Origin of the sequence: Phocaeicola vulgatus ATCC 8482, assembly GCF_000012825.1 — a bacterium.
Classification (GTDB): Bacteria; Bacteroidota; Bacteroidia; order Bacteroidales; family Bacteroidaceae; genus Phocaeicola; species Phocaeicola vulgatus.
This window is the reverse complement of record NC_009614.1, coordinates 1,510,640-1,534,954: the sequence shown is the minus strand read 5'-3', so window position 1 is coordinate 1,534,954 and position 24,315 is coordinate 1,510,640. Positions and strand designations below refer to the sequence as shown.

The window sequence follows — 24,315 nt, the reverse complement described above, 5'->3', positions numbered from 1 at the left end:
ATGGAATATACTTCTATCCCTGATTATAATGATGGAAGCTTTAATCTTTATCAGAACGAACTGATGAACTTTTTCATCTTTCTGACCAAGGTACATCCAGCTTTTATTCTTGACAAGTCATTGAAAGCTTAATGCTGTCTGTTTGTCCTGTCCGCTTGCGATGAGCTTTGTGATATGAATAAATAACATCACTTTAGCCGATTTCCAGCTGAGAATTAATGAATTGTTAGTTCTTTTGCAGGATGCCCATACTTTTGTGAATATAGAACCGTTGTCGCTATATCCATTTTCTGTCCGCTATTTTAACGGGAATTTTTATTTATACTCCATTTTTTGGAACACATGATTCAGGATATGAATCAAAGGGGAGTTTCTTTGCTGGTTGTTGATATGCGGTATAATGGGGGAGGTAACAGCCTTTTAGGAAATATGCTGTTGGAGGCATTGAATATTCATTTATCTATTTCCATAAGCTATGGAAATACAACAAACACGAAGAAAGCACTTGGCTATATGGCAGGAAGGGCTTAGGGATGCGGATAAGGTCTTTTAATGATAAATCTGATTTCAAGATTTTAAAACACCAGTGAGGAGTATGGGGGCATTTTACACTTATTTACTGAAAAAAGGATATTGGCTTTCTATTCCTGTCCCTCATTAGCAGAATAGAATCAAAAAGGAGAGCATTTATTTTAGTCCATAATGCTCTCCTTTCTTATTTTATTTTTCTATAATAGCCTTTGCTTTCTCCAAAGCCACATTGATATTAGGACAGATATTTTCTTTTCCCAGCAGTTCATTAAATCCTGATTTTTCAAGAATTTGATGCACTTTTTCATTCACTCCCGAGAGCACAATCTGAATATTTTCTTTCTTAGACATTTCGCATAGATTAGTCAGGTTGTGAATACCGGTAGAATCAATGAATGGTACTTTACGCATACGTACGATCCGTACTTTGGGACGGTCGCCCAGTTCGGACATGATTTCCTCAAACTTGGTAGCGATACCAAAGAAGTAGGGACCGTTGATTTCATATACTTCCACACCTTTGGGAACCATGAGATGTTCTTCGTGCACTTCCAGATCGGATTCATTATTGGGGTCGATTTCATTTTTGATAACCGATATTTCTGTTGTTTCCATGACACGTTTCATGAACAATACACAGGCAATGAGCAAACCCACTTCAATAGCTACGGTCAAATCGAAGATAACAGTCAAGAAGAAAGTGATCAACAATACGGTGACGTCTGATTTCGGATTCTTCAGCAACGCTTTGAAAGTACGCCAGCCGCTCATGTTATAGGAAACAATCACCAATACACCTGCCAGACAGGCCATCGGGATATATTGTGCCAGAGGCATCAGGAACAAGAGAATCAGCAACAGAATGACTGCATGAATGATACCTGCAACAGGTGATTTTCCACCGTTGTTGATATTGGTCATGGTACGTGCGATGGCTCCTGTAGCAGGAATACCGCCAAACAGCGGAGCGATAATATTGGCTGCGCCCTGGGCTATCAGTTCCGTGTTTGAATCGTGGCGGTCACCAATGACACCATCGGCTACGGCAGCAGACAACAGAGATTCTATGGCTCCCAGTACAGCAATGGTGATGGCAACCGGAAATAAATTCTTGATAGCTTCCCAATTTAATTCGGGCACTACTGCATCCGGCAGCTGTGACTGAATGGTAAAACGGTCGCCAATGGTGTCGATACAAGTGATTCCGCCATATGTTTTCATCAGGTACACGGCAATGGTTACTACAATGATGGCAATCAGTGAACCTGGAATCTTTTTTGAGAACCGGGGAGTCAGTGCGATAATCAGGACGCTGACTATGCTGACAATGGCGTTCCACCAATTAACAGTATCAAAATGACGGAAATACATCATCCATTTACCTATGAAGTCTCCCGGTATTTTTTCTCCTCCGAAGTTCAGTCCGAAGATATCGGCAATCTGTGTCGTAAAGATGGTAACGGCAATACCACTGGTAAATCCTACAATAATGGGATAAGGAATGAATTTGATAACAGCTCCCAGCTTGAATACACCTAATAAAATAAGGAGTACTCCTGCCATAAGAGTTGCTACTGTTAATCCGCTGATGCCGTATTCTTGGATGATTCCATAGATAATTACGATAAATGCTCCGGTAGGTCCGCCTATCTGTACTTTGCTTCCTCCTAATAAAGAGATGATAAATCCTGCTACAATAGCAGTGATGATGCCTTTTTCTGGGGAAACTCCCGAAGCGATACCAAATGCGATAGCCAGTGGAAGTGCAACAATACCTACGATAATTCCGGCCATGAGGTCGGCCATGAAGCTCTCTTTTGAATAATTCTGTAGGGTAGTGAAGAGCTTCGGTTTGAATTCAAATGCTTTCATTTGTCAACTACTTTATGCTATGATTTTAAACGAGTTGCAAAAGTAGATAAAATTAATGTATAAATTAAGGTATTATTCTATTTAAATTCGTATTTTTGTTATTCATAGGGTGTTTTGTTGATGGTAATGGTGCGTTGGGCGGTAGAATCATTTGTGATACTGGTTACATCTCCTCTCGTAGTGAAGTAAACGTAATTTCCTTTATCGTAAAAACGATATACCTTGCAACCGTCATGTTCAAACAGATAGCTGACAGTGTAAGTGGAGTTGTTTTCAGACTCTCCGATTTTTAACGGTATGGGCGCACATGAATTAAATCCTATTATAGTAAGGAGGGGAAAAGTGAATAATTTGATGATGTTTTTCATAATGGAAAATGTTAATGTTGTTGTGAACACAAATATAGGTGTTCTTGTTTATTTTATATAAAGTGAACGTTTAATTAAATATAAAAACGTAATTGTAATAAATACAATTTTGAAATAAAATATATATCTTTGTGTCATCAACAGATGATCAAATAATACTAACTAATAAAACTAACAATTATGGCTAAAAGCGTAAAAGGTACACAGACAGAGAAAAACTTGCTGAATTCATTTGCAGGTGAATCACAGGCTAGAATGCGTTATACTTACTTTGCAAGTACAGCAAAGAAGGAAGGTTATGAACAAATAGCAGCTATTTTTACAGAAACAGCTGATCAGGAAAAAGAACATGCAAAACGTATGTTTAAATGGTTGGAAGGCGGTATGGTAGAAATTACTGCCAGCTATCCTGCAGGTATCATTGGTACCACTATGGAAAATTTGAAAGCTGCCGCTGCCGGTGAAAATGAAGAATGGACTACTGATTACCCTCACTTTGCTGATGTGGCCGATCAGGAAGGTTTTCCTGCTATCGCTACTATGTATCGCAGAATCGCTGAAGCTGAAAAGGGGCATGAGGAAAGATATCTGGCTTTATTGAAGAATGTGGAAGAAGGCACAGTATTCAAGAAAGCGGAAGAAACTGTATGGCAGTGCCGTAACTGCGGTTACATTTATGTAGGTACGGAAGCTCCTGAAGTATGTCCTGCATGTCTGCATCCGCAAGCTTATTTCGAAGTGAAGAAGAATAATTATTGATTGAAATAAAACCACTCGTTCATCATGGATCCGGTTTCTCTGAAAAGGGGAAACCGGATTTTTTATTTTTAGGAAATGATTTTTGATTAGTTTTTATTCTTCTCTTTTCCCGTTTACAAATTCCCCCGGTTTCATGCCGAACTGTTTTTGGAAACATTTGGAGAAATAAGACGGATTATTGAATCCTACCATATAACAGATTTCATTGATGCGATATTTGTTTTCTGCCAGCAAGATCGCTGCTTTTTTCAAACGTACCACTTGAATCAGTTCATTAGGGGTGATATTGGCCAATGTTTTAATTTTGGCAAACAGACCCGAACGGCTGATACACAATTTTTCGGCCAGGAAATCTACGGATAATTCCGGATTGGAGAAATTCTCTTCTATGATTTCATTCATACGGGTAAGGAACTTGTCGTCCATAGAATTATTGGCAATGCTGTTCAGTGGAACCAACGGCATCTTCGAGAATTTCTGACGCAGTAGATTACGCAAGTCTACTAGATTCTTGATACATGCTTCCAAGTATTGCATGGAGAAAGGTTTCTCTATGTAGGCATCTGCACCACAATCCATACCTTCTATCTTGGAGTTGGTATCTGTCTTGGCCGTTAGCAGGATGAAGGGTATATGACTGGTAGCCTGGTTAGTCCTTATTGCTTTGCAGAATTCCACTCCGTCCATGCGTGGCATCATCCAGTCGCTTACAATGAGTGTCACTTCGTTTTCTTTCAGTTTATTCAGTGCTTCTATACCGTCTTCTGCGGTAAGTATGCTGTATTTATCAGTCAGACTACTCGAAAGGAAATTCAACATTTCCTCATTATCATCCACAATCAGCATGGTTGGTTTATGTTTGATAGGAGAACCGGAGAGGTCCTCTTGCAAGATTCCTTCGGGAATGGTTGGGTTGTTCAATAGTGATGTGCCCGTATCCTGTGGCAGGACTTGTACTTGTTCTACAGGCAGTGTTACGATAAAAGATGACCCTTTGTTCACTTCGGATTCCACTTCAATGCAGCCATTGTGTGATTCTACGATACTTTTGACAATGCTGAGGCCGATACCTGTTCCCGGCTTGTTATCCATAGCCTGATAGAACGGATGGAATATCTTCTTTTGTTCTTCTTTGCTGATCCCTATGCCGTTATCTGTCACTCGGATTATAAAAGTATGTTGTTCCGGCTGTACGATACAGGTAAGAGTAACTTCATCTTTTGTGTATTTACTGGCATTGGTCAACAGATTGCTGACTAGTTTGGTTACCGCCTCACTGTCTACTATAGCCGTGAAATCTGCTTCAGGATATTTTACAGTAAGCCGTGCTCCATGTTGGGCGATGAAAGGTTCGAAACGTTCACAAACCGCTTTGAGCAGTTGGTGGATATTTTGGGAAGCAAACTTCATTTTCATTCCTTCCTGTTCCACCTTCCGGAAATCCAGCAATTGGTTTACCAGGAACAGCAGACGCTGGCTGTTACGGTCAATAATATTCAGATCGTCGCGTACTGTAGAAGGAAGGGACACGGGAGATTTCATTATTTTCTCCAAAGGTCCTATGATAAGGGATACCGGTGTGCGTATTTCGTGGGCTATCATGGTGAAGAACTTGATTTTGGCTTCGTGTACTTCTTTTTCCTTGTTGGCGTTCAGTTTGTTTATTTCAGCCGTATGTTTCTTCTCTGTCCGTTTGATGATGAAGCGGATGACGAATCCGAAAGCTATGCAAACCAATACAAAATAGAGCAGTTTGGAAGCGGTGGACCAATAGAAAGGAGGGTGGATGGTGATTTTCAGACTGGTTCCTTTTTCATTCCATATTCCGTCATTATTGGTCGCCTTTACTTTGAAAAGATAGGTTCCTGCGGGCAAATTGGTGTAAGTGGCCTTATTCTGGGAGCCTACATAGTTCCAGTCTTTGTCAAATCCTTCCAGTTTATAGGCGTATTTGTTTTTATTGGGGGTGCAATAGCTTAAAGAGGCATAAAGCAAGCTGAATGCATTTTCTTTATAGGATAGCTCCAGTTCTTCCAACTGGTTGAGAGATTTTGGAAGCAGTTTGTTTCCAGTTTGGATTTCCTTATTATCTATTTCCAGTTCTGTAATGATTACTGGAGGAAGCATCACATTTGTCTTAATCTGATGGGGGTAGAAAGCATTGAATCCGTTTACTGAGCCGATATAGATTTTTCCATCCGATGCTTTTAAGGCAGCATTAGGTAGGAATTGTTCACTTTGCAGTCCGTCGCTTTTAGTAAATACTCGGCAACCTTCTCCAGGGGTGTAGCGCACTAGCCCTTTGGTGGTGGTGAGCCACAATATGCGTTGGTCTTCGATGATGCTGCATATATTGTGACTGGGAATTTCAAGAGGTAAAGTTTCGAATGCATCTTCTTCCGCATTGTATTTGCAGAGCCCGTTCATGGTTCCCACCCACATCTCTCCGTTTGTGTCAATCAGTACGCAGTTCACTTGGTTGTTTGCCAGTGAGTTCGGATTTTTATGGTCATGTATATAGTTCTTCCATATCTGTTTTTCTGGATGGTATTTAAATAATCCCTTGCCTTGGGTGGAGAACCAGAGATTTCCTTTGGTATCCTGGTCAATGTCAATGGTCAGTGCGTCCAAGTCTTTAATTCGGGTGAAATTATCTTTTTCCCGGTTATATAGATTTACTCCGGACATGGAGGTGACCCATATTCTCTCTTTTCTGTCTTTGAATATGGCATAAGAACTGGTTCCGTCCAGTGAGGCGGGATTATCCTGATAGGCAGAATATGTTTTAAAAGTTCCCGTTTGCAGATTTAATACGTTTACCCCTCCAGTATAAGTACCGATCCATAAATTATCATCGTCCATACAAAGTGCATGTACATTGTGATAGGACAGACTGTTTTTTCCCTCCAAGGGCAAATAATGGGAAAATTTTCTATTTTTGGGAGAAAAGCGGTTTAACCCTCCGTCATCCGAAGCGATCCACACATCTCCGTTAGAGTCTTCGCAGAACCGTCCGATGACTGTTCCGTTAACAGAATTGGAGAAACGTGAGTGGACAAAACTTTCGAATTGTCCAGTATTGGGTGAAATATAATTTACTCCTCCATAGTAAGTTCCGATCCATATTCCACCTTCATGATCTTTTATAATAGGATAAACAAAACAGTTGGACAATGAATGTGGGTTTGTTTCATCTTCTGTAAACAATTGATATTCCTCTGTAATGGTATTGAATAACAGAAGCCCGTCATCCGAGCCTATGAGTAGCTGGTGAGGGGCATATTCCATGATAGAATGAATATGGGTGGCACCTTTTCCGTCTGTGGGATGCAGATAAGTAGTGGCCTTTCCGCTGTATTTATCGATTTTTTGCAAACCACACTCCCAGGTTCCTAACCACAGTGTATGTTCCGAGTCTTCCAACATGACCAATGCGTTTGAGTCATGCTTTCCGCTTTCATAGGAGAGCGGAAAAGTCTCGAATTTATTTTCTGCTTTATTCAGTTTGAAAAGACCTGAGTTTCCCCAATTGGTAATGGCCCATATTTGGTTTTCACTATCCACCAGTACACTTGCCATTAAACCATTTTCGTTTTTAAATTCGTATTGCTCCAAGTGGTTGGTGATAGTGTTGTATTTGAATATTCCTTGTCCTACCGTAGTGAACCATAGGTTTTTGTCTTTATCTTCGACAATATGGTTCGTATTTGTTTCAATATGGATATTTTTGGAGGTGGCCAGTACAAAAGGCATTATATCTTCTGTTTCGTAATCATAGATATATATGCCTTCGTCTGTACCTATCCATATTTTGTTGAGGGTGCTGTATAAAGATGAAATAGCTTCATTAGCTCCCCTATCTTTCAGCCTATAGAGTTTTACAGTAGTGCCGTCATAGCGGTTCAGTCCTTCATCCGTTCCTATCCATAGGAAACCGTATTTATCTTGCATTAAAGCACGTACCGAATTGGATGATAGTCCGTCTTCTACAGAAAAATGACGGAAACAGAGGTCATTGGACGCTGCAAACAGAATCATCGGCATCAGTAAGTTCAATAGCAATAGGACTAGTCTTTTCATAGTATTTTCTTCTTATTTTCTAAATCTTATGCAAGATTACTATTTTTCTGAGAAAGAAAAGAGAAAATTCGAAGAAAAAGTGAGGATTCCAGATGAATCTTTCAATAGACCTTTTCAGACATTCTCTAAAAGCTAGCTTATCATAATCCTGCTGCAGATTTTAAGCGGCTGATAGCTGTTTCTATCATATCATGTGTGCCACTGCCGTCTGCTACGTATTTTATGACCATTTCAGTGAATGCAACAGCGTCTTTTAATGTCGGATCTGTAGAATCGTCTATGGTGCCTACGCGCCTTAATAGAGCAGATAAAGGTCTTAAATCTTCCATTTCGGGTAAGTTACCCGGTCTCATTGTATTGATGACGGTATTCAAACTAGCTACTATGGCATTGACTTCTCCTTGGGAGTAGTTTTTATCCTTATTAAAATATACATTTTGGGCATGTTCCAATGTACGTTTCAAACGGGTAAACCCGAAATGAGCCCAAGGAGCAAATTCAGGAATCTTGACTGCGAGAGCATTCCATTTTTCTTGGTTTGTTTGGCGTTCCATAGCTATATTAAGTAACTCCTTTAATTCTGTTTTATCTACATTATTTGCCAGTACCAAAGAAGCGGTGGCATCTTGTAGTGATAAAGTTTGTTTGTCAATAACGGTTTGTAAATCAATGTTATCCATTACTTCATGGGCGCTTTCAAGAGTAGCTTGCAATGTTTTAAAACTATCAGTAGTATAAAGGTCCGGATTACATTTTTTAGCTATATGGATACTGGCTTCAAGATTGCTCTTATCTAATCGGGAGGCGACTAATGATTCTATGGCCTTGTCAATATTGTCTACACAAGTAGAAATGGTAGTTTCTGTCAGAGGAGATATTTTCATTAGTTTCTCTCCCTCTTGTATAGCGGTTGTTAGTTTGGCGAAACTTGCTTTTGTGTAATGGCTTTTACTAAATGCCGTAGTTTCTCGTAATTTTGCCGACAGAGCCATTTTCAGTTCTACAGTAGGATCTTTAATATGATTGATGCGGAAGTAATGAGTTGTATGGTCATGGCGATAATAATCTGGTTGGAAAGTTCGTCCACCTTGCATCAGTGTATATAAATTTCCTGTAGTACCGGTTTGCGGACCGTTAGGTTCAACAACGGTAATACTGGCAAGACGTGAGTCTATATTGAGTGTTGCTTCCGTCCAATTAGTGATATCGGTAGCTGTCATGGCAAACGGTCCATGCATTAATGTACCTACCCAAGCCGTTTCAAGTTGGTGTCCGTCTTTACTTGCTATTTCAGCCGGTAGCTTGTCGGGACCATAGTCTATATGTTTGGTGAATGGCATTGTAATTTCTACTATATCATTTTCTTTCCATTGCCGGGTAGGTATTACCGCGTATGAACAAGGTTGATAATGAGTGGCAATAGAGATTCCATTTAGTTTTACATCAAAGCCGTCGGTGGCCCAATAAGGTACTCGCAGTTTCATGGCAAATCGGGCTTCTCCGGCAGTAACTTTAATTGTGGAGCTTTTTGCTGGCCACAAACATTCCTGTTGTAAAGTGATATTTTTCTCTTCCCAATGGAGTGTGGTAGGCATATAAAGGGCTACCCACAATGTATTGTCCGAAACAAAGTAGGTTGCTTCCTGATATTTTACATGATTTTCAGATCCCGTACCTCCGCAGCAGGTAGATTGCGGAGTTTCGTTGCCCCATGGTTTCGATGCATTTAGTCCTACGGCATATTGATAAGTAGTCTGATAGTGTTCAGGGTGTAATGAGCCGATTATTTGGTTGTAAAGTGTCCGTTCGTAATAATCCATGTAACGGGCATCGTCCGGATTAAAACAGTTGAGGTCTTTTGTTAATTTTAGCAAGTTATATGCACAACAAGTTTCATTGATATGTGGATTTGAGTGACTCTCTCCTTCAGATACGCCATTCATGGCCATACTTACTATTTGGGTATAGGGCTGTCTGAACATTTCGCCATTACCCACACCGCCGGTAGAATAACGATAACGTCCTTGTATTAAATTCCAGAAATTATGGGATACATGATAATAAAATGTATCATTGTTACTTAAATAACTTCTCAGTGCACCGATGATCATAGGGATATGCTGATTGGCGTGTCTGTTACGTATATCATCAATATTCTTTGAAAGCGGTTCGTAAAAGGCCGGACTATCAAAACAATTGGATGCTTCTATCAGACGCGCCTTCTCTTCAGGGGCGCTGACCATTTCTGAAAGACGTGCTAAAGATTCTCCCATACCTCCCACTTCACCTGCAATGTACATGTTCCACATTTCATAACGATTGCCGGGATGTGTCCTGCGTTCTTCTTGTGTTCCGTCTTTTTTTACATAAGTGCGGTAGTGCATTCTATTCCATACCCACAGACCCATATCTTTGGCTATGAGCAATGCTTTGTCGGCAATGCTTTTATCATCCATATAAGTTGCAATATCTATCAGACCCGCTAACTGTTTGTGAATGGAGTAATAGGGAGCCCATACCCAGTCCGAATTGTTATATGCACGATACATCTCTATCAGTGCGGGATGGTGCGGGGGGATCGCATTTAGATAACCATAGCCATAAGTAGCCCATTTTGTTTTATGTTCATCAAAAGCTTCCCATGTACCTTTCATCTTTTTCAATTCTTCTTCAGGGGCAAAATCACGGGCTTCGAGATACCTTCCTAATTCTTCGCTCCATACGAATGTACGCTCCTGACATTCGCGCAGTTCATTCACCATTCGGGTGATGTTACGGCGTAAAATTTCTTTATGCGAAGGATTTGTTGCAGCGGCATAGGCAAGGGCCAGTGCGGACATATAGTGTCCGGAACCATGTCCTTTTAATTTAGTTTCAGGTGAGTCCCATCCGTCAGACCGGGTATATCCTTCGGTACTCAGTCCATAAGTGTCGCGATAATTATATAGCTGTTGGCTTACATCCCAACTGATAATCTCTTTAATGGCAAGATCACGATTGGAGGTCAGGCGATTGTTGCCGTTAATCTTTACATTGTTTAAGGGGATAGTATGGGCTATTAGCTTGGGGGAAATTGTATTTTTAGTGTCTACCACCTCTATTTTAGCAGTGATAGGATATCCGTTTTCTGTAGTATCGTCTCCTATAATGAATCCGTTTATTGTGTATTGGCTTCCAATGGGATAAACTTTATCGTCAGCCTCTGATTGTTCTGTGGATAAAGCGGAATTGGACCATTTAGTTTGACGGTATTCACCTTGTCCGTCTGAATAAGTCACCCATACTTGATAAGGTAATTGAGGAACAGTTCCCACAGGACAATAGATCACGATGGGTTGTACAGAAGTTATGCTTCGTACTTCGATAACATTTGTCTGTAAGATGGATGTTGCTGTTTTATTAGGATTTAGTGTATACGCCTCAATGGGTATTGTTGTCAATAGGGATAATCCTGTAAAGAGAGTAAAAGATAAATATCTGTTCATTTCCATGAGCATATTTTAAGTAATGATTTTATAAGAGATGGGAATATAAAGCCCGGTTCTAATAACTTAAACCGGGCTGGAAAATAAATATTTGTTTAAATAATTAGCAACTATTGAGAAGAAAGAAGGTTGCTTTCTATCACATTATTTCTTATTTACCGGCATAGCCTGGATTTTGCTGTAAATTAGGGTTTGTATTAAGATGATCTAAATGAATCGGGAACAGGATAGAGTTGCCATTCAAGTCATTGGCAGTCGGAGTATGATTAAACCAACTTTTCTTCTGATAGGTTCCGAAGCGAATCATATCCGTACGTCGACGGGCCTCGGCTGCAAATTCCCATCCCCATTCATCATAAAGTCCGCCTAATTCTACGACTTCTGTATTACCCGCATCATCAATCTGACCTTTTTCGTCAAGCGTACCATAGTTAATGTGTGTATCGCCTTTTAACCAAGCTGCATCAACCGTTGCTTTTTCCGGATGAGCCGATTCACGGAATGCACGCTCACGGATCTGTGATACGATATGGGCTGCTTCGGTTTCGTTTTGTCCTAAGCGGAGCAGACATTCTGCTTTCATCAGCAATACTTCAGTATAACGGAAATAAGGGAAGTCGTTGCTTAGAAGGCTTTTAGCTCCTACCTTAATTTCGTATTTTCCTACCCGATAACCGTCATCTGTGTCTGTTTTGTAAATACTGGGTAGCTTATTGGGGAAAGTGGTGATCAGTACTCCGTCCGGGCTGTACTGGTCACCTTGCAGCCATGTATATTTTAACCGCATATCATCAGGATCATAGCTGTTAATGAACTGAGGGTTTGCTGCTGAACCTCCCCATGGGGTGGTTTGCATATTGAAGACCTTACGACTGTTTGAAGATAGAAATTTCATGTGGGCTCCAAAAACAGGACCATTGTTGTCCCCTTCATTATAAACTTCATCATAAGGAATGGCAAAGATCGTTTCCACACATCCGGAGTTTTCTGTTTTGAAGATATCTGTGTAGTTTGTTTCTAAACTAAACAAACCGCTGTTAATGATATCGTTACATTGTTCCAGACATTCGTTCCACATTGGAGTTCCTGTATAGACCCCAGCATTCAGATACATACGTGCCATCAAGCATTTGGCCCCCCATTGAGTGAGTCTGCCATAAGTGGATTTATTGACTTCAGTAGGCAAATTGGGCATTACTTCTTTCAGTTCATTGATAATGAAGTCAAAAACTTGTTTACGAGTAGATTGAACCGGAACCTCTTCACTGAAACTGGTTTGTATAGGAATATTTCCATGTGTATCGCAAAGAATGGAGTACCAAAGCGCACGTACTCCTTTTACCTCAGCTACGACTTTAGGTTTACTTTCTTCTGTGAAAAAACCTTCATCGGCACGTTTTAATATTTTATTGGCATTGGCGATGCCTTTATAGCAATAGTCCCAAATACTTTGGGGCTGTCCTTGCTGGTTGTCCCAAGTGTGTTTGTGCATTTGCTTGTAAGTACCTCCGTCATCCCAGCCGTTAGGGCGGGTAGGTGTGACAATTACATCGCCCGATTCTTCCTGTAGGTCAAACAAGCCATACCAGTCCATCACAAAGCGTAATTGTGAATAGGTGGTAGCCAACAAGGCTATCTCATCGGCTTCGGTTGGTACATAGTCTTCTTCAATGATTTCAGAATAAGGCTCCTCATCCAAATTAAAGCAACTGCTTATACTGAGCATGGCAGATGCACAGAGTGCATAAACACCATATTTAAATAGTTTCATAACTGTTCTTTTTTGTTTAATTAGATTTAGAATGTAAGATTAACTCCAAAAGTATAAGTGCGATTGGTAGGATACTTGTCGCGATTGTCAGTACCGGCATCCAATAATCCATAGGTGTTGCTGCTCAATGGTACTTCCGGATCCATACCCTTGTAACCGGTAATGGTAGCTAGATTCAATACTGAAGCATAGATACGTAGGTTTTTGATGATATGCTGTTTGGATAGTTTGAAGGTATACCCCAAAGTCACATTGTCAATTTTCCAGTAATCACCGTCCTCTACGTAATAGCTGACATAGCGTTGGTCATCTTTCAATTGGGTTTTGCCATATACTTTGTCAAAAGCAGAATTCAGGCGGTTGTACTGGATTTCAGGTTTTGCATTTTCATAATACATACGTTGGTAATTCAAAATCTGGAAGCCGAAAGCACCACGCATATTTATACTTAAATCGAAATTAAAGAAATTGAAGGTATTGTTCCAGTTCAGATAATGTTTAGGAATACCATTACCTAATACTTGCCAGTCAGTGGCATCGGTTTCCTCAGCTAAAACATGTTCACCTTTTTTGTTTTCTACCAACCATAGTCCGTCATCTGTAATATCAACCGATTTCAAACCATAGAAAGTACCTATAGGCTTGCCTACTTGGACGATATGGGTAGTGGTTTGAATGGGTTCTCCGGTATACCCTGTATAGAAATAATCTTGGTCCATCGAGAATTTCTCGCTGGATAGTGCAACGACCTTGTTTGAATTAGTAGAATAGGATACATTGGTATTCCAAGTGAATTTTTCTGTCTGGATAGGCGTAGCACGAATTAGAATTTCAAGTCCTTTATTTTCCATTTCCGATGCATTGGCTAGCATGGTTGGATACATATAAGGCGGAACAGGAACCTCGTAGTCCCAAAGAGCATCTTTTGTTCTACGTATATAGTAGTCAACGGTTCCACCCAATCGTCCTCCTAGGACATCCCAATCCAGACCTACATTGAATTCGTGTTTCTTTTCCCAACGCAGGTCAGCGTTGTTGTTACGGATTGTTTCCAATGCTTTGACCCATGTCCCATTGTACAGGAAAGCGCCATTATAATTCAAACTTGAGAGTGATGTGTACGGGTCGGCTACATTGATTCCGGTCACACCGTATCCCACGCGAAGTTTCAGGTTATCCATCCAATTCACATTTTTCATAAAATTCTCTCTGTTAATTCTCCATCCTAAAGAGATGCCGGGGAAATTACCCCACTTATGATCTTTACCGAACTTGGAAGAGCCTTCATGACGCAAAGAAGCCATCAATAAGTAGCGGTCATTGAAATTGTAACTGACACGGGTGAATAATCCGATTAATTTATCAGAATTTTTATAACTGGTCATGGAAGCTTCACCACGTTTCAAGGCCATACCTGCTTCCATTTTGTTGTAAGAATAAGCATCGGTAGGAAAATCGTAGTTGGACATGGACAGGTTAGAGTTGGTGTTGTCTTCATAGTTATAACCTATCAATACACTGACATTGTGCTTGCCGAATGCTTTCTGAAAGTTGGCCGTCAATTCTATCAGATTATTATCAAAATCAGAATCATAACGATATGCATAGCCGTTACGGCCACTCTTGGTTGTAGATACATGTTTCTTGGTTTGGTAATATCCATCGGTAGAAGTCGTACTCCGGCGGGCATACATGGCTTTCAAGGTCAAAGATTCAATAGGGCGGAAAGTCAGGCTACCATTGAAACGGATGTTTTTACGTTTCATTTCACCAATTGTTTCGCGGATATAACTTACAGGATTATCATAAAAATACAAGTCGCGCTCAAACCAGTCACCGTTCTCATCTTTTACAGGTTCTGTAGGATTGTGAATCAAAGCCTGTCGATAAGCGTATGTATTCCAACTGCGAGGCATGGTATGTTGGCTGACGAATGTACTGACATTGGCTGTCAATTTATTGTCATACATAGAGTGAGTGATGTCCATACGACCGTTTATAGCTTCAAAGTCAGTCTTTATAAAAGTACCTTGCCGGTTGGTATAGTTGATGGAGGCTGTATAATTGGTATTTTTACTACCACCTCTTAAGGATAAGTTGTGTGAATGAGAAACAGCTGTGCGGGTCAGTTCACCCAGCCAATCGGTATTGGCTCCGAAATCTTTCAAGTTAGCTCCGTTGAAAGTATATCCTTCATTCCATTTCTGACGAAGGTCATCAGCATCCATGAAATCAGGTCTGTTTAAAATGTTTGATACAGAAACATATCCATTATAATCAATGGTGGGAGCCATTTCTTTACGACTTTGTTTGGTTGTAATAATAATTACGCCATTTGTACCACGTGTACCATAAATGGCAGTAGCCGAACCGTCTTTTAATACATCGATGGACTCAACATCTTCAGGGGCTACTGTATTCAGACTTCCTGGCACTCCGTCAACTAATACTAATGGTGAAGTTCCACCTTTTAAAGATGAAATACCACGTAGCATAATTTGTGTGTTGCCGGTAGGATCTCCTGAAGGTAAAGAAATATTCAGCCCTGCTACCTTACCTTGTATCAGCTGGCCTGCATCGGTTACCGCCCCCTTCACAAAACTTTCTGATTTTACACTTGAAATAGCACTGGTCACATCACCCTTTCGCTGCGTACCATAACCGATCACAACCACTTCATCCATCAGTTCGGAATCGTCTTGCATAGTAATATCTTTCTTACCACCATTTCCGACTGGAATTTCCTGGGTCTTATAGCCAATATAAGATATTGTCAAAACGGACTGGGCACTTTTTACCTTCAGCGTATATTTACCGTCAAAATCGGTAATGGTACCGTTGGTCGTTCCTTTTTCCATGATATTGGCACCAATGATAGGCTCCCCTTTCCTGTCTTTCACCACACCGCTTACGGTTACAGTTTGCTGTTGTACCATTTCGGTTCTCATAGATTCTGTTGTTTCCGGTGTTGCCCATACACTACTGACTCCTGCACCCGCAGTAAGGAAAAGACAGGTGGTAGCCTTTAGCAATGCTTTGCTGAACAAGGCCCGGTTCTCATGTGTTTTCATCATACAGTTTTATTTATAAGGTTTATATGTTCATTCAGTTTACTTTCCATTCAATCACCCCTCCCGAAGCTCCTTTCTGCAATTGTGCTGCAATTTTAAGCCCCTTTGTTTTGACAGGAAGAAGAAGAAAATAATTATACACATATATTACTGCATATTTTATTTTAAGCTTGGCATGTGAAGATGTTAATATGAGTCACCCGGTATTGTTTTATCGTAAACGGATAAAACTACCATGGACAACACCCCACTCCCGAACGCAATTCTTATCTTATTATCTATCCATGAACGACCTGACCAGCGGATTCAACATCGGCACCAATTACACGCTGAATCCACAATTCAATGAAATGACAGGATTCACAGAAAAAGATGTACGGGATATGCTGGAGTATTACTCCACAACATGCCCATTCAATCATTCGGTAGACGAGTTGATAGAACTGATTGCTTTTCTACTTCGGAATGCTGGCCATCAGCGGAATGCATAAAGGAGAAACCAAACTCACCATCCCTAACCAGGTGGTATGTGAACAACTCTTTGCCTACATTCTGGATACTTATCATGAAAACGACTTGACTTTCGACAGTTATGAAAAGAGGAAGCTTGCCTCAGGGCTGGCTTATGATGGCAAATGGAAACCTTATTTTGAATACATTGCCGGATGCCTGCACCGTTATGCCTCGCAACGGGACAAGCAGAAAGGTGAATATTTTGTTCATGGTTTTACTCTTGCCATGACCGCACAAAATCCTTTCTATCGTCCTGTGTCCGAGAAAGACAGTCAGGAAGGATACGTCAACCTGTTCTTGCATCCGTTATTGGATATTTACAAAGACATGAGCCACTCCTACATCATCGAACTGAAATATGCCAAAGGAAAAGACAGTAGCGAACGGATAGAACAATTAAGGCGACAAGCCATTGAACAAGCTGAACGCTACGCTTCGAGCGAGTCTGTGCAGAAAGCGATAAGTCCTACCATGCTACATAAAATCATTGTTGTATACCGAGGCATGGAAATGGTTGTTTGCGAAGAATTGTAATCGATAAGAGGCAGTGTCTGCCCTTACAATGGAAGCATTCATTCGTCCGTTCTATCCACGTTTTCATCGAAAGTACAAAATTGTTCATTTGTAATTACAAAGATAAGATGCCATTTTTTCGATGATTTTTCGTATCAGTTTCTTCTGCATCAGCACATTACCATTCCAAATCATACACAGTATATTACTGTAAATCAACGACATACTGTGTAAATAGATTCTAAGTCCCCTTGAAACGGTTTGCCATTCTCCGCTGTCAAATTCGGCTTGACGTATACAGGTTGTTTTAATTCCTGTGCCATAGCTGTGGTCGCTTCCTTGCAAGAGAGCATAGCTGTGGCATATTTTGTCTGGCTGCGTTCGTTGCTTCGCCTAGGTGAAGAGGCGATTTCACTTTAGTGAACAGCCATTTTCACTAGGGTGGAATAGTTGCTTCACTTAGGTGGAATATCAAACGGAACGGAGTGAAGATACGATAGAAACAGGTTCTTATTACATACGCAACAAGGTTCAATAGCCGAAACAAACAGTATCCTGTCAGATATGAACTATGATGCCCACGAGTAGCCGGGAGGCAGTGAGGGGCTGACTCTACATCTTGTCCGCTGGTATTCCCGAATGCGAGCATTCCCAAAAACGGATTTGTTTCCCCACCGACATACCAATTGAAGGGGATTTGAGAGACTTTTACACCGGAAGTGATTAGTAATGTGCATTTTACTGTGACAGAGCGTTTTTGTGCTTTATGTATATCCTTATGCTAAAACCGAAATTTAAGTAAGAATAATCTATCAGAGGCTTTGTTTCTTCTTATTACGAATAACAGACATATCACTTTTATCAGTTCGAAGGAATCCCTGTCCTGTTTCTGTTAAGGAAAGCTGCCAATGTATTCCTGCTCACTTTCAATTTCCTCGCCATCTCCGCCTTACTGGTTCCCGCCTCCAGCATAGCCTTAATTTTTTCTTCTTTTCCCGTAAGTTTATATTTCGAGTTATGTCCTCCCATGGGACGTCCCAACTTTTGTCCGGAGGCGATTCTGCGTGCAAGTCCCTCACGGGTACGTTGGGAAATCAAGTCGCGTTCTATTTGTGCGGAAAGGGAAAAAGCGAATGCCAATATTTGAGATTGTATATTATTTCCCAGCTCATATTTCTCTTTCACCGTGAGCAGGATGACATTTTTCAACATACATGCATTCAGTATACTCATTACTTCCATCAATCTTCTTCCCAAACGAGAGATCTCCGACACAATCAATGTATCCCCTTTCTTTATTCTTTTCAATAGTACGCCAAGCTTTCTGTCTTTGGCTGACCGTGTTCCTGAAACCGTTTCTTCCACCCACACATCAATTTGGAAATCCCTCTGTTTGGCAAAACGATTTATCTCGAACCGCTGGTTCTCTACAGTCTGTTTATCAGTTGAAACCCGAATATACGCATATATCATAGCTGCATCATTAAGTTTTTTATTGAATAAGGAACGCCAATCTAATTTATATTATCAGAGAAGGAAAGTTTCACCGGATCTTATTGAGGTTTTCTAAGAAGAATTAAGTATCTCCAACTATTCAAGCTCAAAAAACAGACAAATCTGCTTAATCCTTGTCTTTATAAGATAAAACGATTGTCCAATAGAATGAAAAAATTGTCTATAACAATAGTATAAAATACTGATAATCAATATCATTATGTTGAAAATGGATTGATCATCTTTAAGACGATTTTCGCAGTATAATAGATTTTTCTTTTATCTACTTAATGGTTTGTTCACTTACTTTGCATCTGTTGACATAGTTGATACTGAAATAAAAAACACAGATATAGTATGAAAAACAAATTGCAAATAGTATGGAGCAGCATTGCTATAATAAGTGTATGCGCATGTAGCACACCTTATACACAACCTGATGCTCCTATCAAAGAAGTTCCTTTCACCCAAGTTCATTTAGATGATAATTTCTGGTCACCGCGGATTGAAACCAACCGCACCGTTTCCATCCCATCCGCTTTCAAAGAATGTGAAAAGAACGGCCGATTCGATAACTTTGCCATTGCGGGTGGTCTGATGAAAGGCGAGCATCGCGGTGACTTTTCTTTCGACGATACCGATCCCTATAAAATTATAGAAGGAGCTTCCTACTCGCTGGCCGTAAAATATGACGGGAAACTGGATCATTATCTGGACAGTGTAATCCATATCATAGCTGCCGCACAGGAACCGGATGGTTATCTTACTACTTGTGTAACCAATCAATGTACCCGTTTATCCGGTTGGTGGGGCACGCGCCGCTGGGAAAAAATCAACAGCCACGAACTTTATAACAGCGGCCATTTGTACGAAGCCGCCGTTGCTCATTATCGCGCCACCGGAAAACGTACATTATTGGATGTGGCTATCAAAAATGCCGATCTGGTATGTCAGGTCTTCGGACCCGGCGAAGGGCAGATCCATCGTCCCAGCGGTCATCCTATCGCCGAGATGGCTCTTGTCAAACTATATAAGGTGACAGGCGATGAGAAATATTTGCAGACGGCCAAGTATTTTGTAGAAGAAACCGGCAGAGGAACAGACGGACATAAACTGAGCGAATACAGTCAGGATCACAAGCCCATCCTGCAACAAGACGAGATAGTAGGTCATGCCGTCCGTGCCGGATATCTCTACTCCGGAGTGGCAGATGTAGCCGCTTTGACTCATGATACCGCCTATTTCAATGCCTTAACCCGTATTTGGGAAAATATGGCCGGCAAAAAACTCTTTATCACAGGCGGAATCGGTTCCCGCCCACAAGGTGAAGGATTCGGTCCGAACTATGAACTGAATAATCACACAGCCTATTGCGAAACCTGCGCCTCTATAGCCAATGTGTATTGGAATCATCGTATGTTTCTCGCTACGGGAGATGCCAAATATGCGGATGTGCTGGAACGTGCGTTGTATAACGGAGTCATTTCGGGCGTATCACTCAGCGGTGACAAGTTCTTCTATGACAATCCGTTGGAATCCATGGGGCAGCATGAGCGCCAGCACTGGTTCGGATGTGCCTGCTGTCCGGGCAACATAACCCGTTTCATGGCTTCCGTACCTTATTATATGTATGCCACTCAAGGCAATGATGTGTATGTCAATCTCTTTATCCAAAGCAAGGCGGATATTGAAACGGAAAGTAATAAAATAAATGTGGAACAAACTACAGGCTATCCGTGGGACGGAAAGATAAGTATTGCCGTCACTCCCGAAAAAGAACAGGAGTTTGCTTTGCGTGTGCGTATCCCCGGATGGGCGCAAGACGCTCCCGTACCCACAGATCTCTACTCATTTACAGACAAGGCTCAGGCTTACAGCATTTCTGTGAACGGTTCCAAAGTCAATGCGAAGCAATATGATGGTTATGCCACCCTTGTACGCAACTGGAAAGCGGGTGATGTGGTTGAAATCAATCTTCCTATGGAGGTACGTCGTGTGAAAGCAAATGACCAAGTAGAGGATGACCGTGGCAAACTGGCTATAGAACGGGGTCCTATTATGTTCTGTCTGGAAGGACAAGACCAAGCCGACAGTACTGTATTCAACAAATTCATCCCCGACGGTACTCCGATGGAGGCTTCTTACGATGCCGGTTTGTTGAATGGCGTAATGGTGCTGAGCGGTACAGCTAAAGAAATTGACAGGAATGGTAAGGTAAAAGATGTTCCCTTCAAAGCAATTCCTTATTCTACATGGAACAACCGCGGTGCCGACCAGATGGCTGTATGGATTCCCGAAGCGGCCGAGTATGCCCGCCCCACTCCGGAAGCTACTATTGCCAGCAAAGCACGTACTCTGATGATACAGGCTCCTATACAGAAAGATGCTCCCGAATCGGCTTCGGTGGAAACATGGGCATGGGGGGTAAATGACCAATGGGAACCTAAACGCTCATCGGATATCTCGAAACCTTACCACTATTGGTGGCTGAAGAACGGTACTGTCGAAACACTGGCTTATGAATTCGACCAGCCTTATACCGTATCGAACGTACAAGTGTATTGGTTGGATTTTGACCATTATGACGGGGATTTCCGTGTGCCGGAAAGCTGGAAATTATATTATAAAGAAGGCGAAAGTTGGAAAGAGGTAGAGGCGTTGACTGAATATACTGTAAAAAAAGATTGCTATAATAGTTTGGATTTCAAACCTGTCAAAACAAAGGGGCTTAAAATTGCAGCACAATTGCAGAAAGGAGCTTCGGGAGGGGTGATTGAATGGAAAGTGAACTGAATGAACATATAAACCTTTTAAATAAAACTGTATGATGAAAACACATGACAATCGGGTCTTGTTCAGCAAAGCATTGCTAAAGGCCGCAACCTGTCTTTTCCTTACTGCGGGTGCAGGGATGAGCCCTGTATTTGCACTGCCGGGAACAGCAGAGTCTATGAAAATGGAAATTACACAGCAAACTGTAACAGTAAGCGGTGTGGTGAAAGACAAGAAAGGGGAACCTATCATTGGTGCCAATATCATGGAAAAAGGAACGACCAACGGTACCATTACCGATTTTGACGGTAAATATACGCTGAAGGTAAAAAGTGCCCAGTCCGTTTTGACAATATCTTATATTGGCTATAAGACCCAGGAAATTCCAGTCGGAAATGGTGGTAAGAAAGATATTACTATGCAAGACGATTCCGAACTGATGGATGAAGTGGTTGTGATCGGTTATGGTACGCAGCGAAAGGGTGATGTGACCAGTGCGGTGGCTTCTGTGAAGGCCGAAGACTTTACGGCAGGTAAGATTGGAGATGCAGCCGAACTGATTAAAGGTAAAGTGGCGGGATTGACCATTGCGAAAGGCTCCGGTGATCCGAATGCGGAATCTACAATTCGTTTGCGTGGTGTGATTTCATTGCAGGGAGGCTCTACTCCATTGGTATTGGTGGACGGAATAGAAGGTGGTTTAGGAACGGTTTCCCCCGAAAACATAGCTTCTATTGATGTGTTGAAGGATGCTTCTGCGGCAGCTATTTATGGTACACGAGGTGCTAATGGCGTTATTTTGATTACTACAAAAAACGGCCAGCGCGAGTCGCGTACGGCTGCCAATTATTCCGGGTATATGTCTCTTTCCAAGTTTGGCAAGACGCTTGATTTCTATGGAGCAGAGGAAATCCGTCAGGGATTGACAAACTATGCTGATAAAGGGTATGATACGGATTGGTTGGATGCGGTATCCCGTACTGCATTTACTCATAACCATAATTTTAATATTTCCGGAGGATCAAAAAATACCACTTATTCTGCGGATTTTACGTATCGCAAAGAGGAAGGTGTGTTGCTTGAGACCTATAATGAAGAGATGAGAATGAGGTTTGATGTTTCTCACTGGATGTTAAATGATATGTTGAAAGTGAATTTCAATATGGTAAAGACATTCCATAAGAATGGTCCGATTGATGCGGCAGGTCTGGGTATTTACCGACAGGCTATTATGCGTAACCCTACTGAACCCATCTGGAATGAGGATGGAACTTTTTACGAGAATTTTGCCGTAAATTATTATTATAATCCGGTAGGTATCATCCGTGAACAGGATGGTAAATACAATAGTGAGAATACCCGGATGACGGGGAATATCACCTTTGAACCGATTAAAAACTGGCAGACCAACCTCATGTTAAGCCGTAGGGTTACTAGTGATCATAATCGTGGATATTATACTTCCGAATATTTTTCACAGAAGAGCGAGAATCACACAGGATATGCTTATCATTCTCAGAATGAATATACCACAGATAATCTGGAAGTTACTTCTAAATATAATCATACTTGGAATAAACATCGTTTTGATGCATTGGTGGGATATAATTACCAGTATAATGTAAATGAAGGTTTTGGAGCTAATAACTATGATTATCCAACAGATTTTTATCTTTGGAATAACTTGGGATTAGGTACAGCTTTGAAAGATGGAAAAGCCGGCATGAGCAGTTACAAGAATGACAATACCTTGATTGGTTTCTTCGGACGTGTGAGCTATGGTTACGATAATAAATATAATGTTCTGCTGAGTGTACGCCGTGAAGGCTCTTCCAAATTTGGTGAGAACAATAAATGGGCTACTTTCCCTTCTGTTTCTTTGGGATGGACTATCAGTAACGAAAAATTCATGGAAGGCCTTACGTGGCTGAATAACTTAAAGTTACGTGCCGGTTATGGTGTGACAGGTGTCATTGTAGGTGACTCTTATAATTCATTAACCCGGTATGAGTATGGTTCTCCTTATTTCTATGATAATGGCGTCTGGCATCAGGGGTTAAGCGTAAAATCCAATCCTAATCCTGATTTGAAATGGGAAACTTCCAAGGAATTTAATATTGGTCTGGACTGGGCTGTATTGGATGAACGTCTGAGTGGTTCTATTGATGTATATCAGAAGAAGACTTCGGATATGCTATATGATTTTACGGTACCGACTCCTCCCAATTTGTATAACAAGACTTTGGCTAATGCCGGCAAGATGCGTAACCAAGGTATTGAAATTGCTGTCAATGCCATTCCTGTACGGACAAAGGATTTTGAATGGAAAACCACAGTTACCGCCTCTCATAATGCGAACAAATTATTGAGTCTTTCAAATGACTTGTATGAGACTTCAAATCAGATAGATCATGCTTATTTGGGTGAACCTATCAATCTTTCTACCCAGCGGATGGAAGTGGGGAGATCTATGGGACAATTTTATGGCATGAAGTCCGTTGGTGTTTCAGAAAACGGACTTTGGATGGTTGAGAATACGAAGACTGGTGAGATTGAAGAGTTTACAGACAATATGCTGTCTAATGATGACTACCGTCAATATTTAGGGAATGCTCTTCCTAAATTGTATTTGGGATGGAACAACTCGTTCAGATATAAAAATTTTGATTTATCTTTCCAGATGACAGGCCAGTTTGGTTTTAAGATTCTGAACGAGCCTCGTGCTTATTATGAGAACAACTCGATCGCTTATAATCGCTTGAAATCTGTGCAAAAGGCTCCTTATGGTGGACAATATACCTTATCAACAGCCCAAAAACAGACTTTTGTAAGCTATTATTTGGAGGATGGTGATTTTTTGAAAATGACTAACATTACGTTGGGCTATAACATTCCATTGAAAAGCAGTAAGTTTGTGAAAAATATCCGGGCTTATGTTTCTGCCGATAATTTATTCTGCATTACCGGATATGATGGATTGGATCCTGAAATGTCAAATGGTGATATTTGGTCTTTGGGTATTGACTGGCGCGATAAATATCCTTCTACCCGTTCATTCACTTTCGGTCTGAATGTATCTTTCTAAC

14 protein-coding genes are annotated in these 24,315 nt (G+C 41.0%); 7 read left to right on the top strand and 7 right to left on the bottom strand.

Translation table 11 applies throughout. From position 1 onward, the window contains the following. Entirely contained in the window at nt 1-132 is a 132-nt protein-coding gene (locus BVU_RS22685) for a hypothetical protein (RefSeq protein ID WP_255323867.1), read from the top strand. A 222-nt stretch (nt 133-354) separates the two neighbouring features. Continuing rightward, nucleotides 355-531: a hypothetical protein gene (locus BVU_RS05760; protein ID WP_157226777.1), complete on the top strand. Its 177-nt coding sequence runs from the start codon at nt 355-357 to the stop codon at nt 529-531. A 189-nt stretch (nt 532-720) separates the two neighbouring features. Here BVU_RS05760 and BVU_RS05755 read toward each other — a convergent pair whose 3' ends face one another. Both BVU_RS05755 and BVU_RS05750 read right to left on the bottom strand, forming a co-directional pair. After that, on the bottom strand, nt 721-2,403 hold the full coding sequence (locus BVU_RS05755) for a SulP family inorganic anion transporter (RefSeq protein ID WP_005844072.1): 1,683 nt from the start codon (nt 2,401-2,403) through the stop codon (nt 721-723). 98 nt (nt 2,404-2,501) lie between these two features. After that, nucleotides 2,502-2,771 (bottom strand): DUF4884 domain-containing protein, encoded by a 270-nt coding sequence (locus tag BVU_RS05750; protein WP_011965065.1) that lies wholly within the window; start codon nt 2,769-2,771, stop codon nt 2,502-2,504. A 180-nt stretch (nt 2,772-2,951) separates the two neighbouring features. Here BVU_RS05750 and rbr point away from each other — a divergent pair, with 180 nt between their 5' ends. After that, nucleotides 2,952-3,530, top strand: coding sequence for a rubrerythrin (rbr, locus tag BVU_RS05745; protein ID WP_011965064.1), 579 nt, complete (start codon nt 2,952-2,954; stop codon nt 3,528-3,530). Nucleotides 3,531-3,623: 93 nt separating this feature from the next. Here the strand turns inward: rbr and BVU_RS05740 are convergent, their stop codons facing one another. The 4 genes from BVU_RS05740 to BVU_RS05725 form a co-directional block, all read right to left on the bottom strand. Further along, nucleotides 3,624-7,610, bottom strand: a complete 3,987-nt coding sequence (locus BVU_RS05740; protein ID WP_011965063.1) for a hybrid sensor histidine kinase/response regulator transcription factor — start codon at nt 7,608-7,610, stop codon at nt 3,624-3,626. 140 nt (nt 7,611-7,750) lie between these two features. After that, nucleotides 7,751-11,107: a beta-L-arabinofuranosidase domain-containing protein gene (locus BVU_RS05735; protein ID WP_041174418.1), complete on the bottom strand. Its 3,357-nt coding sequence runs from the start codon at nt 11,105-11,107 to the stop codon at nt 7,751-7,753. A 139-nt stretch (nt 11,108-11,246) separates the two neighbouring features. Beyond that, nucleotides 11,247-12,866, bottom strand: a complete 1,620-nt coding sequence (locus BVU_RS05730) for a RagB/SusD family nutrient uptake outer membrane protein (RefSeq protein WP_011965061.1) — start codon at nt 12,864-12,866, stop codon at nt 11,247-11,249. Between the two features lie 26 nt (nt 12,867-12,892). Beyond that, nucleotides 12,893-15,940 carry a SusC/RagA family TonB-linked outer membrane protein gene (locus tag BVU_RS05725; RefSeq protein WP_226890755.1) on the bottom strand — a complete coding sequence of 1,016 codons (3,048 nt, stop codon included), beginning with the start codon at nt 15,938-15,940 and terminating at the stop codon, nt 12,893-12,895. 188 nt (nt 15,941-16,128) lie between these two features. Between BVU_RS05725 and BVU_RS23005 the strand changes: the two genes are divergently transcribed. Further along, nucleotides 16,129-16,428 (top strand): AAA family ATPase, encoded by a 300-nt coding sequence (locus tag BVU_RS23005; protein WP_011965059.1) that lies wholly within the window; start codon nt 16,129-16,131, stop codon nt 16,426-16,428. After that, complete coding sequence (locus tag BVU_RS05715) at nt 16,421-16,984, top strand: PD-(D/E)XK nuclease domain-containing protein (RefSeq protein WP_041174417.1); 564 nt, start codon at nt 16,421-16,423, stop codon at nt 16,982-16,984. Before BVU_RS23005 ends, BVU_RS05715 begins: the two co-directional genes overlap by 8 nt. Nucleotides 16,985-17,824: 840 nt before the next feature. Here the strand turns inward: BVU_RS05715 and BVU_RS05710 are convergent. Next, nucleotides 17,825-18,436, bottom strand: a complete 612-nt coding sequence (locus tag BVU_RS05710) for a master DNA invertase Mpi family serine-type recombinase (RefSeq protein ID WP_005844090.1) — start codon at nt 18,434-18,436, stop codon at nt 17,825-17,827. 378 nt (nt 18,437-18,814) lie between these two features. Between BVU_RS05710 and BVU_RS05705 the strand changes: the two genes are divergently transcribed. After that, on the top strand, nt 18,815-21,250 hold the full coding sequence (locus BVU_RS05705; RefSeq protein WP_011965057.1) for a glycoside hydrolase family 127 protein: 2,436 nt from the start codon (nt 18,815-18,817) through the stop codon (nt 21,248-21,250). Between the two features lie 34 nt (nt 21,251-21,284). Further along, complete coding sequence (locus BVU_RS05700; RefSeq protein WP_011965056.1) at nt 21,285-24,314, top strand: SusC/RagA family TonB-linked outer membrane protein; 3,030 nt, start codon at nt 21,285-21,287, stop codon at nt 24,312-24,314. Nucleotide 24,315: the final 1 nt, after the last annotated feature.

Bases quoted from the DNA above. Each gene is read 5' to 3' on its own strand.
- BVU_RS22685 (WP_255323867.1), top strand. From the start codon at position 1: ATGGAATATACTTCTATCCCTGATTATAATGATGGAAGCTTTAATCTT.
- BVU_RS05760 (WP_157226777.1), top strand. From the start codon at position 355: ATGAATCAAAGGGGAGTTTCTTTGCTGGTTGTTGATATGCGGTATAAT.
- BVU_RS05755 (WP_005844072.1), bottom strand. From the start codon at position 2,403: ATGAAAGCATTTGAATTCAAACCGAAGCTCTTCACTACCCTACAGAAT.
- BVU_RS05750 (WP_011965065.1), bottom strand. From the start codon at position 2,771: ATGAAAAACATCATCAAATTATTCACTTTTCCCCTCCTTACTATAATA.
- rbr (WP_011965064.1), top strand. From the start codon at position 2,952: ATGGCTAAAAGCGTAAAAGGTACACAGACAGAGAAAAACTTGCTGAAT.
- BVU_RS05740 (WP_011965063.1), bottom strand. From the start codon at position 7,610: ATGAAAAGACTAGTCCTATTGCTATTGAACTTACTGATGCCGATGATT.
- BVU_RS05735 (WP_041174418.1), bottom strand. From the start codon at position 11,107: ATGCTCATGGAAATGAACAGATATTTATCTTTTACTCTCTTTACAGGA.
- BVU_RS05730 (WP_011965061.1), bottom strand. From the start codon at position 12,866: ATGAAACTATTTAAATATGGTGTTTATGCACTCTGTGCATCTGCCATG.
- BVU_RS05725 (WP_226890755.1), bottom strand. From the start codon at position 15,940: ATGATGAAAACACATGAGAACCGGGCCTTGTTCAGCAAAGCATTGCTA.
- BVU_RS23005 (WP_011965059.1), top strand. From the start codon at position 16,129: ATGAGTCACCCGGTATTGTTTTATCGTAAACGGATAAAACTACCATGG.
- BVU_RS05715 (WP_041174417.1), top strand. From the start codon at position 16,421: ATGCATAAAGGAGAAACCAAACTCACCATCCCTAACCAGGTGGTATGT.
- BVU_RS05710 (WP_005844090.1), bottom strand. From the start codon at position 18,436: ATGATATATGCGTATATTCGGGTTTCAACTGATAAACAGACTGTAGAG.
- BVU_RS05705 (WP_011965057.1), top strand. From the start codon at position 18,815: ATGAAAAACAAATTGCAAATAGTATGGAGCAGCATTGCTATAATAAGT.
- BVU_RS05700 (WP_011965056.1), top strand. From the start codon at position 21,285: ATGAAAACACATGACAATCGGGTCTTGTTCAGCAAAGCATTGCTAAAG.